This is a genomic window from Frateuria soli (genome assembly GCF_021117385.1).
GTDB lineage: Bacteria > Pseudomonadota > Gammaproteobacteria > Xanthomonadales > Rhodanobacteraceae > Frateuria_A > Frateuria_A soli.
In genome coordinates, this window is the sequence record NZ_CP088252.1 from 123469 (window position 1) to 137108 (window position 13640).

The 13640-nt window shown below is 71.1% G+C and carries 9 protein-coding genes; 5 read left to right on the forward strand and 4 right to left on the reverse strand.

Translation table 11 applies throughout. The features are described from left to right. Nucleotides 1-2: 2 nt before the first annotated feature. Nucleotides 3-887 carry an ABC transporter ATP-binding protein gene (locus LQ771_RS00540; protein WP_231350466.1) on the reverse strand — a complete coding sequence of 295 codons (885 nt, stop codon included), beginning with the start codon at nucleotides 885-887 and terminating at the stop codon, nucleotides 3-5. A gap of 293 nt (nucleotides 888-1180) precedes the next feature. On the opposite strand from LQ771_RS00540, the gene aceF reads away from it, so the two are divergent. Next, entirely contained in the window at nucleotides 1181-2932 is a 1752-nt protein-coding gene (gene aceF, locus LQ771_RS00545) for a dihydrolipoyllysine-residue acetyltransferase (protein WP_231350467.1), read from the forward strand. 108 nt (nucleotides 2933-3040) lie between these two features. Further along, the gene (gene lpdA / locus LQ771_RS00550; RefSeq protein WP_231350468.1) at nucleotides 3041-4852 is read left to right on the forward strand and encodes a dihydrolipoyl dehydrogenase; all 1812 of its coding nucleotides are present in this window, start codon (nucleotides 3041-3043) and stop codon (nucleotides 4850-4852) included. 81 nt (nucleotides 4853-4933) lie between these two features. Here lpdA and LQ771_RS00555 read toward each other — a convergent pair whose 3' ends face one another. Both LQ771_RS00555 and dinB read right to left on the reverse strand, forming a co-directional pair. Then, nucleotides 4934-5608, reverse strand: a complete 675-nt coding sequence (locus tag LQ771_RS00555) for a hypothetical protein (protein ID WP_231350469.1) — start codon at nucleotides 5606-5608, stop codon at nucleotides 4934-4936. 19 nt (nucleotides 5609-5627) lie between these two features. Further along, nucleotides 5628-6710 carry a DNA polymerase IV gene (gene dinB, locus LQ771_RS00560; protein WP_255674249.1) on the reverse strand — a complete coding sequence of 361 codons (1083 nt, stop codon included), beginning with the start codon at nucleotides 6708-6710 and terminating at the stop codon, nucleotides 5628-5630. Nucleotides 6711-6859: 149 nt separating this feature from the next. On the opposite strand from dinB, the gene LQ771_RS00565 reads away from it, so the two are divergent. Beyond that, nucleotides 6860-8863, forward strand: a complete 2004-nt coding sequence (locus LQ771_RS00565; RefSeq protein ID WP_231350470.1) for a protein-L-isoaspartate(D-aspartate) O-methyltransferase — start codon at nucleotides 6860-6862, stop codon at nucleotides 8861-8863. 52 nt (nucleotides 8864-8915) lie between these two features. Here the strand turns inward: LQ771_RS00565 and LQ771_RS00570 are convergent, their stop codons facing one another. Then, nucleotides 8916-9896: a putative bifunctional lysylphosphatidylglycerol flippase/synthetase gene (locus LQ771_RS00570; RefSeq protein ID WP_231350471.1), complete on the reverse strand. Its 981-nt coding sequence runs from the start codon at nucleotides 9894-9896 to the stop codon at nucleotides 8916-8918. 186 nt (nucleotides 9897-10082) lie between these two features. On the opposite strand from LQ771_RS00570, the gene LQ771_RS00575 reads away from it, so the two are divergent. Both LQ771_RS00575 and LQ771_RS00580 read left to right on the forward strand, forming a co-directional pair. Next, nucleotides 10083-11405 (forward strand): APC family permease, encoded by a 1323-nt coding sequence (locus LQ771_RS00575; protein ID WP_231350472.1) that lies wholly within the window; start codon nucleotides 10083-10085, stop codon nucleotides 11403-11405. Nucleotides 11406-11505: 100 nt separating this feature from the next. After that, the gene (locus LQ771_RS00580) at nucleotides 11506-13590 is read left to right on the forward strand and encodes a beta-agarase (RefSeq protein ID WP_231350473.1); all 2085 of its coding nucleotides are present in this window, start codon (nucleotides 11506-11508) and stop codon (nucleotides 13588-13590) included. Nucleotides 13591-13640: the final 50 nt, after the last annotated feature.

The window sequence follows — 13640 nt, forward strand, 5'->3', positions numbered from 1 at the left end:
GGTCAGGCCGCCCGGGCCGTGGCCTGCGCGCGCAGGCGTCCGAAATAGACGTCCTCCAGATCCGGCGTCACCGGCTCGAAGCCCGGCTCCGGCGGCGCGTCGGCCAGCACGTGCAGCAGCGTGCGTCCACCGGCCAGGCGGGTGGAGAGGATGGTCATGCGCGCGCGGTAGCTGTCCAGCTCCGCCTTGTCGATCGTGCGCCGCCATACGCGCCCGTCCAGGCCGCGGATCGCCTCCCGCGGCTGGCCGGTCAGCAGCACCTGGCCCTGGCCGATGATCGCCATGCGCGGGCACAGGTCGGTCACGTCGGCCACGATGTGGGTGGAAAGGATCACCACCACCTTCTCGCCGATCTCCGCCAGCAGGTTGAGGAAGCGGTTGCGCTCCTCCGGATCCAGGCCGGCGGTCGGCTCGTCCACGATCACCAGCTTCGGGCTGCCGATCAGTGCCTGGGCGATGCCGAAGCGCTGGCGCATGCCGCCGGAAAAGGTGCCGAGCTTGCGCTTGCGCACGTCCCACAGGTTGACCTGGCGCAGCAGCGCCTCGGTGAGGTCGCGCCGCTCGCCGCGGGCGGTGACACCCTTGAGTACCGCGAAGTGATCCAGCATCGCCTCGGCCGACACCTTCGGGTAGACGCCGAACTCCTGCGGCAGGTAGCCGAGCAGGCGGCGGGTGGCCTGCTTGTCGGCCGACAGGTCCATGCCGTCGAGCTCGATGCTGCCCTGGTCCGGGTCCTGCAGGGTCGCGATGGTGCGCATCAGCGAGGACTTGCCCGCCCCGTTGGGCCCGAGCAGGCCGAACATGCCCTGCGGGATGTCCAGGTCGATCCCACGCAGCGCGTGCACGCCGTTGGCATAGGTCTTGGACAGGTGGCGGATGGTCAGCATGCAGTCTCCTCCGCGCCGCTCCTTGCGGCACCGACGGGGCCAGCATAGGGAGCGCGGGTGGCGGGCACATCGGCACAAGGTCATGCCTGCTTCCCCGTTCGCCGCGGGCGCAGCCGGGGCGCGAGATCGAGGGGGCAGCCCGCGACTCCCCCGGGGCCACGCCCGGGGTGGACGGCCGGTCGCGGCCCTGTCCGGGCGAGTGCTACGCGGTGCGGGCGGCCGTTCGCTATCATGGGAGGCCTTGCGCGGCCGCCATCCCCGGGCGCTGCGCCCTTGTCATCGCAGGAGACCCCATGGCCGACCCCAAAGAAGCACGCGTCCCCGACATCGGCGGCCACGACAACGTGCCGGTGATCGAAGTGCTGGTGAAGGCCGGCGACCGCGTCGAGAAGGAGCAGAGCCTGATCACGCTCGAGTCCGACAAGGCGACCATGGAGGTCCCCTCGCCCTTTGCGGGCGTGGTGAAGGAGGTCAAGCTCAAGGTCGGCGACGAAGTGTCCGAGGGCGCGTTGATCGCGGTGATCGAGGCCGAGGGCGCGGCACCGGCCCCGGCGAAGGCGCAAGCGGCCGCCGCGCCGCTCGCCTCCGCCCAGCAGGCCAGGGCCGCCGAGCCGCGTTCGGGCAAGGGTGCCATCGAGGAGGCGTCGCCGCAGCCGCCCCCCGCCGGACCGGCCGCGGGCGGCGGCGTGCGCGAGGCTCGCGTGCCCGACATCGGCGGCCACGACAACGTGCCGGTGATCGAGGTGCTGGTGAAGGTCGGCGACACCGTCGCCAAGGACCAGAGCTTGATCACGCTGGAGTCGGACAAGGCCACCATGGAAGTGCCCGCGCCGTTCGAGGGCGTGGTCAAGGAACTCAAGCTCAAGGTGGGCGACGAGGTATCGGAGGGCGCGGTGATCGCGCTGATCCAGACCGGCGCCGCGGCGCCGGCCGTCCCCGCACCGTCGCCCCAGGCCTCGCCGGACGCGCAGTCCGCCACCGGCCTGCCGGTCAGCGGCGGTGGTCCCAGGGAGTCCGGACAACCCGCGCCGGTCGGCGGCCGCAGCGTGCAGCCGGGCAACGTGCCCGAGGGCGACGTCGCGCCGCGCGCACGCCCGCCGGTGGACGCCAAGGTGATCATGCCGGGCGACGCGCCCTACGCCAGTCCGGCGATCCGCGCCTTCGCGCGCGAGCTGGGCGTGGACATCGCCCAGGTCAAGGGTTCCGGCCGCGGCGGGCGCATCCAGCGCGAGGACGTCAATGCCTACGTCAAGCACGCGCTGGCCTCCGGGGCGCGTCCGGTGCAGGGCGCGCCGGTGACCGCCGGTGGCGGGCTCAACCTGCTGCCGTGGCCCAGGGTGGATTTCTCCAAGTTCGGCCCGGTCGAGGAGAAGCCGCTCACCCGCATCCAGAAGATTTCCGGCGCCAACCTCGCGCGCAACTGGGCGATGATCCCGCACGTCACCCAGCACGAGGACGCGGACATCACCGAGCTGGAGGCGTTCCGCAAGCAGCTCGGCGCCGAGAACAAGGACTTGAAGGTCACCCCGCTGGTGTTCCAGATCAAGGCGGTGGTCGCGGCGCTGAAGCAGTTCCCGCAGTTCAACGCCTCGCTGGACGAGACCGGCGAGAAGCTGGTCCTCAAGAAGTACTTCCACATCGGCATCGCGGTGGACACGCCCGACGGCCTGGTCGTGCCGGTGATCCGCGACTGCGACCAGAAGGGCCTGCTGGACCTCGCCCGCGAACTCGGCGAGATCTCGAAGAAGGCACGCGAGAAGAAGCTCGGTCCGAACGAGATGTCCGGTGGCTGTTTCTCGATCTCCTCGCTGGGCGGCATCGGCGGCACGGCGTTCACGCCGATCGTCAACGCGCCGGAGGTGGCGATCCTGGGCGTGTCCAAGGCGTCCATCAGGCCGGTCTGGAACGGCAAGGAATTCGCGCCGCGACTGATGTTGCCGCTGTCGCTCTCCTACGATCACCGCGTGATCGACGGCGCGCTCGCCGCGCGCTTCGCCGCGTTCCTCGCCAACCAGCTCGGCGACATCCGCCGCCTGCTGCTCTGACTTTCAGCTCCCTCTCCTCCGGCAAGGCCGGGGGAGAGGGCTGGGGAGAGGGGACGCTCCAATGCCGCGTGCTTGCGCCGCCCCACCCGAATGCAAAGGATTTCCGCTATGTCCAACCCGATCGAAGTGAAAGTCCCCGACATCGGCGGCCACGACAACGTGCCGGTGATCGAGGTACTGGTGAAGGCCGGTGACCACGTGGAGAAGGAGCAGAGCCTGATCACGCTGGAATCGGACAAGGCCACGATGGAGGTGCCTTCCAGCGCCGCCGGCGTGGTCAGGGACGTGAAGGTGAAGGTGGGCGACGAGGTGTCCGAGGGGGCCGTGATCCTGACGCTCGAAGCGAGCGGCTCGCTCCCTTCTCCCTCCGGGAGAGGGGTCGGGGGTGAGGGTTCGGGTGAAGCGAAAGCTCCCGCTCCGGCCGCACCCTCTCCCGCCCCTGCGGGGCACCCTCGCCCGGCGGGAGAGGGCAAGGCGCCGCAAGCTGCCAGCAGTTCCGGCCGCCAGCCGGACCTCGAATGCAAGCTCGTCGTCCTCGGCTCCGGCCCCGGCGGCTACACCGCCGCCTTCCGCGCCGCGGACCTCGGCGTCGACACCGTGCTGGTCGAGCGCTACGCCACCCTGGGCGGCGTCTGCCTCAACGTCGGCTGCATCCCCTCCAAGGCGCTGCTGCATGCCGCGGCGGTGATCGACGAGGCCGCGGCCATGGCCGCGCACGGCGTCAGCTTCGGCAAGCCCAGGATCGAGCTGGACAAGCTGCGCCACTTCAAGGACCACGTGGTCGGCAAGCTCACCGGCGGCCTGGCCGGCATGGCCAGGCAGCGCAAGGTGCGCACCGTGCAGGGCACCGGCAGCTTCGTCTCGCCGCACGAGCTGGAAGTGAAGACGGCCGAAGGTACCAAGCTCATCCGCTTCGAACACGCCATCATCGCGGCCGGCTCGCAGGCCGTGCGCCTGCCGATGTTCCCGTGGGACGACGAGCGCGTGATGGATTCCACGGGCGCGCTGGAACTGGCCGACATCCCGAAAAAGCTGCTGGTCGTCGGCGGCGGCATCATCGGGCTGGAGATGGCCACGGTGTATGCAGCCCTGGGCAGCGAAGTGACCGTGGTCGAGTTCATGGACCAACTCATCCCGGGCGCCGATGCCGACCTGGTCAAGCCGCTGGCCAGGCACCTGTCGGCCAGGCTCAAGGGCGTGCACCTCAAGACCAAGGTGGTCGAGGCCAAGGCGACGAAGAAGGGCATCGAGGTCCGCTACGAAGGCGACAGCATGCCCGACACCACCGTGTTCGACCGCGTCCTGGTCGCCGTGGGCCGTTCGCCCAACGGCGGCAGGATCGGCGCCGACAAGGCCGGCGTGGCGGTGACCGAGCGCGGCTTCATCAACGTCGACACGCAGATGCGCACGAACGTTGCGCACATCTTCGCCATCGGCGACCTGGTCGGCCAGCCGATGCTGGCGCACAAGGCCACCCACGAGGCGCGCGTCGCGGCCGAAGCGGTGGCCGGCATGAAGAGCCACTTCGACGCGCGCGTGATCCCGTCGGTCGCCTACACCGATCCGGAGATCGCCTGGGTCGGCGTGACCGAGCGCGAGGCGAAGGAAAAGGGCCTGAAGGTCGGCGTGGGCAAGTTCCCCTGGGCCGCCTCCGGCCGCGCGATCGGCATCGACCGCACCGAGGGATTCACCAAGCTGCTGTTCGACGAGGAGACCCACCGCGTGGTCGGCGCCGGCATCATCGGTCCGCACGCGGGCGACCTGATCTCCGAGCTGGCGCTGGCGATCGAGATGGGCGCCGAGGCGGCCGACATCGCACTGACCATCCACCCGCACCCGACCCTGAGCGAATCGGTCGCGATGGCGGCGGAGGTCTACGAAGGCACGATTACCGACCTGTATCTTCCGAAGAAGAAGTAGGCGGGCGCCACCGGACGCGGCCGCACGTCGCTGCGGCCCGTCCGGACACCGCACCCGGGCCGACCGCGCCTGCGCAAGCGTTCAATGCCCGGCGGGCCCCGCGAGCGCATCTTCCAGGCGCGCCTGCAGCGTGCGCAGGTTGTTCTGGGCCTGGTCCAGCATCAAGGTCATCTGGCCGATCACGTGCAGGAACTCGCGCGGCTGGACCTGGCCAGTGCGCAGATCCGTCATGGCGTCGACCATGCGCGGCCCGTTCATCACCAGCGCCAGGTTGGCACCCAGGGTCGTGGTCACGTCGCGCTGCCCGGCGTAGGCCGCCGAATAGCGGCGCATGCGTGCATCCTCGATCCAGCTGGCGGACTGGTTGGCCACGGCGACGTCCCAGGCCTGCTGCCGCAGCGCAGGCCAGCGCATGTTGAGGTTGAAGCCATCCAGCTTGACCAGCGATTGCACGTGCCGGGCGATCACGTCGTCCGGCGCGTAGGCCTTGTAGTCCTGCACCAGCGCGTCGCGGATCTGCGCCAGCGCCTTGCTTTGCCGCGCATCCTGGGCCATGGAGGCCTGCACCTCGGCCAGGTTGGCCCGGATCTCGGCTTCGATCTGGGCCTGCGCCATCTCGGCGGCGTGGGCGTGATGGGCGTGCTCGATCCATGCCTCCAGGCCCAGCGCCGTCAGGATGCTCAGCACGATCATCAGGTAGTGCTTGAGGAAGTCCTTGATCGACTGCAGGCGTACGTTGGGCAATTCCAGATGCATGGCGGATCCTTGGGGCCAGTCAATGGCGCGGCGCGCAAGTTTCGAACAGATCGCGCTGCGCGGCAAAGCCGTCGCGGTCGACGAAGCCGGCCAGCCCCACGCCGACCAGCCGGTAGCGCGTGTCCGCCGGCCGGTCCACCCGCGCGCGCAGGGCGCAGGCGAGTTCGGCCAGCGCGTGTGCCGAGTCGGGCAGGGTGGGGGGCGAGAAACTCCGGGTGAGCGTGCGGAAGTCGGCGGTCTTGAGCTTGAGCACGACCGTGCGCGCGATCCGGCCCGTCTCGCGCTGGTGGCCTGCCCAGGTCTTCTCGGCCAGGCGGCGGATGTGCGGCTCCAGCTCGTCCAGCGTGAGGTCGTGTTCGAAGGTGTCCTCGGCGGACACCTGCAGGGTGGGCCGGTCCGGCTGCACCGGGTGCTCGTCGATGCCCCAGGCAAGTTCGTGCAGGCGCCGGCCCCAGCGGCCGAAGCGCTGCTCCAGCCCGGCCTCGCCCAACCGGCGCAGGTCGGCCGCGGTGGTCACGCCCATGGCTGCGAGCTTGCCTTCCATCACCTTGCCCACGCCGGGCAGGCGGCCGACCGCGAGCGGCGCCAGGAAGGCTTCGACCTCGTGCGGGCGGATCACGAACAGGCCGTCGGGCTTGCGCCAGTCCGAGGCGATCTTGGCCAGGAACTTGTTCGGCGCCACCCCGGCCGACGCGGTGAGGCGGGTCTCCTCGCGGATCGCCGCGCGGATCGCCTGCGCCGTCGCGGTGGCCGACGCCAGCCCGCTCTTGCCGGATGTCACGTCCAGGTAAGCCTCGTCCAGCGACAGCGGCTCGATCAGGTCCGTGTGCCGCGCGAAGATCGCCCGCACCTGCCGCGATACCGCCTTGTAGCGGGCGAAGTCCGGCGGCACGAAGATAGCCTTCGGGCACAACCGCTCGGCGCGCACCGCCGGCATCGCCGAGCGCACGCCGAACACGCGCGCCTCGTAGCTGGCCGCACACACCACCGAGCGCGCTCCACGCCAGGCCACCACCACCGGCTTGCCCCGCAACGACGGGTCGTCGCGCTGTTCCACCGACGCATAGAACGCGTCCATGTCGACGTGCAGGATCTTGCGCAGGGTGGGAGACACGGAGGAATGCCGGGGATGCCTGCGGGGGATTCTAGGCGACCGGTGGAGGTGTGCGGAAACCGCGTGAACCCGCGTCTGCCCGGTTTGACACGCGATTGATGGCACCCGGGCTAGCGTCGCCGCTCCGGAGGCCCGTCATGATCGACTTCGCCCGGCAACGCCAACGCATGGTCGAGCGCCAGCTGGCCGCGCGCGGGATCACTGACGCGCGCGTGCTGGAAGCGATGGGGCGGATTCCGCGCGAGGCGTTCGTCGCCGGCGCCATGCACGAGTTCGCCTACGAGGACTCGCCGCTGCCGATCGAGGCCGGCCAGACGATCTCGCAACCGTTCATCGTCGCGCGCATGTTGCAGGCGGCCGAGCTGCACGAGGGCGACAGCGTGCTGGAGATCGGCGCGGGCTCCGGCTACGCCGCGGCGGTGATGGCCGCCATCGCCGCGAGCGTGCATGCGATCGAGCGCCACGCCGAGCTCGCCGAACTGGCGCAACAGCGCTTCGACGCGCTCGGCTATCGCAACATCCGGTTGCACGTGGGCGACGGCAGCGGCGGCTGGCCGGAGGCGGCGCCGTTCGACGCGATCATCGCGGCCGCGGGCGGCCCCGCGGTGCCGGACGTGCTGCGCCGGCAACTGGCCATTGGCGGGCGGCTGGTGATGCCGGTCGGCGAGACGCTGAACCGCCAGCGGCTGGTGAAGGTGACCCGCGTGGCGCAAGACCGCTTCGAAGAGGAGCCGCTGGAGGAGGTGCGCTTCGTGCCGCTGGTCGGCAGCTACGGCTGGAGCGAACAGGAGGCCTCGCCACGGCCGCGGATCGAGCCGGTCGCAGCGCGCGCACCGGCCGACGGGAGTGGCCTGCCGGGCCTTATCCAGGCCGCGGCCGAACCGCTTCCCGATCCGGACGATCCCGCGTTCGGACGGCTGTTCGACCGTTACGGCGACGCGCGGGTGGTGCTCCTGGGCGAGGCCAGCCACGGCACCAGCGAGTTCTACCGCGCCCGGGCAGCGATCACGCAGCGACTGATCGAGGCACACGGCTTCACCATCGTGGCGGTGGAGGGCGACTGGCCGGATGCGGCGGTGCTTGACCGCTACGTGCGCGGCCGGCCCGCCCGGCAGGAGGAACCGATTTTCCAGCGGTTCCCCACCTGGATGTGGCGCAACCGCGACGTCGCCCGCTTCATCGACTGGCTGCGCGACTACAACCGCGACAAGCCCGCGGCGAGGCAGGCCGGCTTCCACGGCCTGGACCTGTACAGCCTGGACGCCTCGATCCGCGCAGTGATCGACTACCTGGACAGGGTCGATCCGGAGACCGCGAAGGTCGCCCGCCGCCGCTACGGTTGCCTGATGCCCTGGAGCAAGGAACCGGCGCAGTACGGCCGCATGGCCCTCAACGCCGGCTACCCGCTGTGCGAGAAGGCGGTGGTGCAGATGCTGCGCGAACTGCTCGCGCGCCGCATGGACTACGTCCGGGCCGACGGCGAACTCTTCCTGGACGCGGCGCAGAACGCGCGACTGGTGAGCAACGCCGAGGCGTACTACCGCGCGATGTACTACGGCTCGGCCGAGTCATGGAACCTGCGCGACAGCCACATGTTCGAGACGCTGGAGCATCTGCTGGAGGCCGCCGGTCCGGGCTCGCGGGCGGTGGTGTGGGCGCACAACTCGCACATCGGCGACGCGCGCCACACCGAGATGGGCCAGGTGCGCGAGGAACTCAACCTCGGGCAGCTTTGCCGCCAGCGCTTCGGCTCCGACGCGGTGCTGCTCGGCTTCGGCACGCACACCGGCACGGTGGCCGCGGCGGACGACTGGGACGAGCCGATGAAGGTGATGGACGTGCTGCCCTCGCGCAAGGACAGCTACGAGCGCCTGTTCCACGATGCCGGCCACCCGCGCTGCCTGCTCGACCTGCGCGGGGGCGCCCATCGCGAGCTGTGCGGACGTCTCGCGCCGGCCCGGCCGGAGCGCTTCATCGGCGTGATCTACCGTCCCGACACCGAGCGCTGGAGTCACTACGTGGAATGCTCCATGCCGCGCCAGTTCGACGGCTACGTCTGGTTCGACGAAACCCACGCGGTCGTGCCGCTGGGCGAGGAGCCGCGTAGCGGGCCGGCCGAAACCTGGCCGTTCGGCCTGTAACCGGCACCCGGCCGCGGCCACTGGCGGGCCGCGGTCGCGCACAGGCGCGCTCCTACACCAGATCGGCCGGCTGTTGCGCAGGCGCCCGGCGCTGGCGCGCTTCGAAGACGCCCAGCGCCAGCGAAGCCACGCCGAACGGCAGCAGGTTGTAGACCAGCCGGTAGCACAGCAGCCCGGCCAGCACGTCCGCGCGCGCCTGGGGCGGAAACGCGCCGAGGATGATCGCCTCGAACACGCCCAGGCCACCCGGCGCGTGGCTGGCGATGCCGGCCAGCAGCGCGGTCAGGTAGACCGGCACGAAGTCGGCGAACGGCGGCGCGATCTGTGGCGGCAGCAGCAGGTACATCGCTCCGATCGCCGCGCTCATCTCCACGCCGCCGACCAGCATCTGCAACAGCGCCGCGCCCGATCCCGGCAGCACGACCGCCCAGCGGCCGATGCGCAGGCTGCGCGGCCGCGCCAGCCACCACAACAGGCCGGCCAGCAGCAGCGCAATGGCGGCGGCGCCGATGCGCCCCCAGCCGTTGGCGACCGCGGGCTCCATCGCCAGTCCCGCCGCGCCCAGCACGGCGTAGCCCAGCCCGACGCCCAGGCTGGCCAATCCGACCACCCGCGCGATGTCGCCCGCACCCAGGCCGGCCGCGGCGTACACCCGGTAGCGCACGGCCCCGCCGGTCACCGCGTGGAAGCCCAGGGTGTTGGAGAGCGCATGGGCCGCGAAGCCGGCGAACGCGGCCAGCCCCGGCGAGGCACGGGACGGCGCCACGCTGCGCGCGGCCAGCACGTCGAACGTGGCCAGCATCGCGAAGCTGATCGCCGTCGCCGCCACCGCGCCGATCACGTGCGCACGGGGCAGGTCCTGCAGCGCGGTGGCCACGTCATGCCAGCGCATCGCGCCCAGATAGCGGTGCAGCAACCAGGCCGCGAGCGCGAGCAGCAGCATGGAGACCAGCCAGGACAGCCCGCGCAGCCAGCGGCGCGCGCGATGGGAAAGGGCGGAGGGGAGTGCGGGTATCGGCGCAACCTTACGCATGCGCAAGGGGCCGCGAGTGCGGGATGGTCATGTCGCCAAGCGTAACGGCTACCACCCCCTTCCTTGTAGCAGCGCATCCTGTGCGCGCTCCCGCACAAAGGCATGCATCGTGCGCCAGTGGCTGAACCCGGCCGCCAACTCACGCTATCGTTGCCGCTTCCGTCGCCGCCGATGCCCGCCTCACGCATGAGCACCGAATCGAACTCCTACCTGCGCCGCCTGGGCACCTGGGACGCGGCGATGATCGTCATCGGCGGCGTGATCGGCGCGGGCATCTTCCGCACGCCCGCCACGCTGGCCCAGCGCACTTCCTCGGGCTGGGAGCTGCTCATCCTGTGGGCCATCGGCGGCCTGCTCACGCTGGCCGGCGTGCTGTGCTACGCGGAACTGGGCGCGCGGCGGCCGCAGGCCGGCGGCAGCTACATCTATTTGCGCGAGGCGTTCGGCCAGCTGCCGGCGTTCCTGTTCGGCTGGACCATGGCGCTGATCAACTACCCCGGCAGCGTGGCCGCGGTGGCAACGGCCTTCGCCGACTACTTCTGCGCGGCACTGGGCCTGTCCACGCTGTTCATCAAGCCGGTGGCCGCCGGCGCGATCGCCTTCATCGTCGGCGTGAACCTGTTCGGCATCCGCGCCGGCGCCTGGGTGCAGAACATCTTCACCGTGCTCAAGCTTGCCGCGATCGTGCTGCTGGTAGGGGTCGGCGTGGTACTGGCCGACGGCCACCTGGGGGTGACGCTGGCCGCCGAGCCCAACCGCAACGTGCCGCCCGGTGCCCTGTTTGGGGCGCTGCTGCCGGTGCTGTTCACCTATGGCGGCTTCCACTACCTCAACGACCTTGCCGGCGAAGTGCGCAATCCGCAACGCACGCTGCCGCGCGCGCTGGGGCTGGGCATGGCCGGCGTGATGATCGCCTACATCCTGGCCAACTTCGCCTACCTGGCCGGTCTGGGCCATGCCGGCCTGGCCGCGAGCCACGCGCCGGCGGCCGACCTCATGCGCCGCCTGCTCGGCGACCGTGGCGCCACGTTGATGGCGCTGGGGATCGCCTGCTCGACCTTCGGCTACTGCAACATCGCCATCGCCGGCGGCGCGCGCGTGCTGCAGACGATGGGCGCCGACGGCATGTTCTTCTCCGCGGTGGGTCGCATCGAGCCACAGAGCCGCGCGCCGCAGGTGGCGCTGGCCACGCTCGGCGCGTGGGCGATCGTGCTGGCCATCTCGGGCAGCTTCAACCAGTTGCTGGACTACACCACGGTCGGTGAGTGGCTGGCGCACGCCTGCAGCATCGCCACGCTGTTCTGGTACCGCCGCCACCTGAGCGAACCCTCGCCCTACCGCGTGCCGTTCTATCCGTGGCTGCCGATGCTGTTCGTGGTGACCGTGCTGTGCGTGATCGGCGCCACCGCCATCCACAACCCGGGCGATGCCGGCATGAGCCTGGTCATCATCGCGTTCGGCATCCCGGCCTACTACGGCTGGCGCTGGCTGGAGCGCAGCGCCGCCTAGGGCTCGCCGGGTCCAGGGTAGGAGCGCACCCGTGCGCGAGCGGGCGTGCTCGCTGCGGGAGGTCGCGCACGGGTGCGCTCCTACAACGGTTTGAACTGCCATGAAAACGTGCGTTCTGTTGGTCTGCATGGGCTTGTCATGCGTCTCCTGGGCGACCTCGCCGGAACCGAGCGCGGTCGTCCAGGTCGAGCTGTCCCACGTCCGCGCTGGCGGATCGGAGCAGGTAGCCGGGGAAACCCTGCAGCGGTACACCTTCGAGCCGGCGGCGCAGCCCTATGTCCGGCTGACCCCGCACCAGCCCTGGCGCGCGGCGGGCGAATGGCGGGTGCGCGTGCAGAACGCGATGCCCTGGGCGGTGACCCTGTCGATCGACATCGAAGGCACGGCGGGCGCGCACCTGACGGCGACGGTGGGCCTGCCGGCCGGGCCCGCACAGACCCTGGTGGTTCCGCTGCACGCGACCTCGCCGCGCGCCTTCGGCATGCAGGCCGGGCCACCGATGCCCGTGCAGCTCGATGGCCAGCGGGTCGTGCTGCCGACCACCGTGGAAGGCGCGTCCACGCTCCGGGCCATCCGTGCAGTGCGCCTGTCCATGCCCGCGCCGCAGGCCGAGCAGGTGTTGCTCATCGGCGACCCCGGCGTCGCTGCGGGCGACACGCTGCATCAGGCCTACGCCGGCATCGTCGACCGCTATGGCCAGTACACGGGTGGCCGGTGGCCGGAAAAGATCGACAGCGACGCCGCGCTGCGCGCCGCACATGCGCACGAACGGGCGCGGTTGGCGGGCTTGCCGGCGGAGACGCGCGATGGGCGTCCCGGCGTCCCCGATCCGGCCACCGGCTGGTTCCATACGCGGAAGCGCGACGGCCGCTGGCGGCTCGTGACCCCGGATGGCCAGCCATTCTTCTCGCTGGGCGTGAACGCCATCGCGGCCGATGGCGGGCGCAGCTACCTGCAGGGGCGCGAGTGGATGTTCCGCGACCTGCCGCCCGCGAAGGGCCCCTGGCGCGCGTTCCACGGCGAGGGCGACAGCCGTCGCGACACCGGCGCGGCCAGCGGACTGGCCTACAACCACGGCCGCTGGTTCGATTTCTACGCAGCCAACCTCTACCGCGTGGACGGGGCGGACTGGCGCGAGGCCTGGCGCGAACGCGCGCGGCAACGCCTGGCCGCCTGGCGGTTCAACACGCTGGGCAACTGGAGCGACGAGGCGATCGCGCGCGGGCACGGCCTGGCCTACACCCGCTCGATCAACATCGTCGGCGACTACGCCAACGTCGCCACCGGCTACGACTGGTGGGGCCGCATGCCCGATCCGTTCGACCCGCGTTTCGAGGTCGCGACCGAACGCGCGGTCGTCGTGGCCACGCAAGGCGTGCGCGACGATCGCTGGCTGCTCGGCTACTTCGCCGACAACGAACTGGCGTGGGCCGCCCCCGGGCCACAGGGCCGCTGGGCGCTGGCCATCGGCACACTGCGCGGCGACCCGCGCAGCCCCGCCAAGCAGGCCTTCCTCGCCATGCTCAAGCGCAAGTACGGCGATGCGTTGCGCCTGGGCGTGGGCTGGGGCATCGGCGTGACGCGCTGGGAGGCGCTGGCGCCGGCCGGCTTCCAGGCGCCGGTGCCGGAAGAGGCGCATCCGGCCATCGCCGAGGACTACGGCGCCTGGCTGCGTGCCTACGCCGATCGCTATTTCCGCACCGTGGCGCAGGCGCTGCGTCGGCACGACCCGCACCACCTGTTCCTGGGTGGCCGCTTCGCCGTACGCACGCCCGAGGCGGTGGCCGCCTGTGCGCGGTGGTGCGACGTGCTGAGCATCAACGTCTACGCGGACCTGCCCGGGCACGGCATGGACCTGGCGGCACTGCACAGGCTCGACAAGCCGGTACTGATCACTGAATTCTCGTTCGGCTCGACCGACCGCGGCCCGTTCGGCGCAGGGCCCGTGCCGGTCTGGAACGAAGCCCAGCGCGGCGAGGCCTACGCGCGCTTTCTCGCCGCGGCGGCCGCGGACCCGGTGATCGTGGGCGCGCACTGGTTCCAGTATGCCGACCAGCCGGTCACGGGCCGCCTGCTCGATGGCGAGAACGCGCACTTCGGACTGGTCGGCATCACCGACCTGCCCTTCGCCGGCTTCGTGGAGGCGGTGCAGGCGGCCAACACGGCCGCGCGACGGCGGCCGTAGGCATCTGCGGCCAAGGTGACGGCCGCGCGACGCGAACTTGTCGGCCGCTT

Excerpts from the sequence above, each read along its gene's own strand:
- LQ771_RS00540 (WP_231350466.1), bottom strand. The coding sequence starts at position 887 with ATGCTGACCATCCGCCACCTGTCCAAGACCTATGCCAACGGCGTGCAC.
- aceF (WP_231350467.1), top strand. The coding sequence starts at position 1,181 with ATGGCCGACCCCAAAGAAGCACGCGTCCCCGACATCGGCGGCCACGAC.
- lpdA (WP_231350468.1), top strand. The coding sequence starts at position 3,041 with ATGTCCAACCCGATCGAAGTGAAAGTCCCCGACATCGGCGGCCACGAC.
- LQ771_RS00555 (WP_231350469.1), bottom strand. The coding sequence starts at position 5,608 with ATGCATCTGGAATTGCCCAACGTACGCCTGCAGTCGATCAAGGACTTC.
- LQ771_RS00565 (WP_231350470.1), top strand. The coding sequence starts at position 6,860 with ATGATCGACTTCGCCCGGCAACGCCAACGCATGGTCGAGCGCCAGCTG.
- LQ771_RS00570 (WP_231350471.1), bottom strand. The coding sequence starts at position 9,896 with ATGCGTAAGGTTGCGCCGATACCCGCACTCCCCTCCGCCCTTTCCCAT.
- LQ771_RS00575 (WP_231350472.1), top strand. The coding sequence starts at position 10,083 with ATGAGCACCGAATCGAACTCCTACCTGCGCCGCCTGGGCACCTGGGAC.
- LQ771_RS00580 (WP_231350473.1), top strand. The coding sequence starts at position 11,506 with ATGAAAACGTGCGTTCTGTTGGTCTGCATGGGCTTGTCATGCGTCTCC.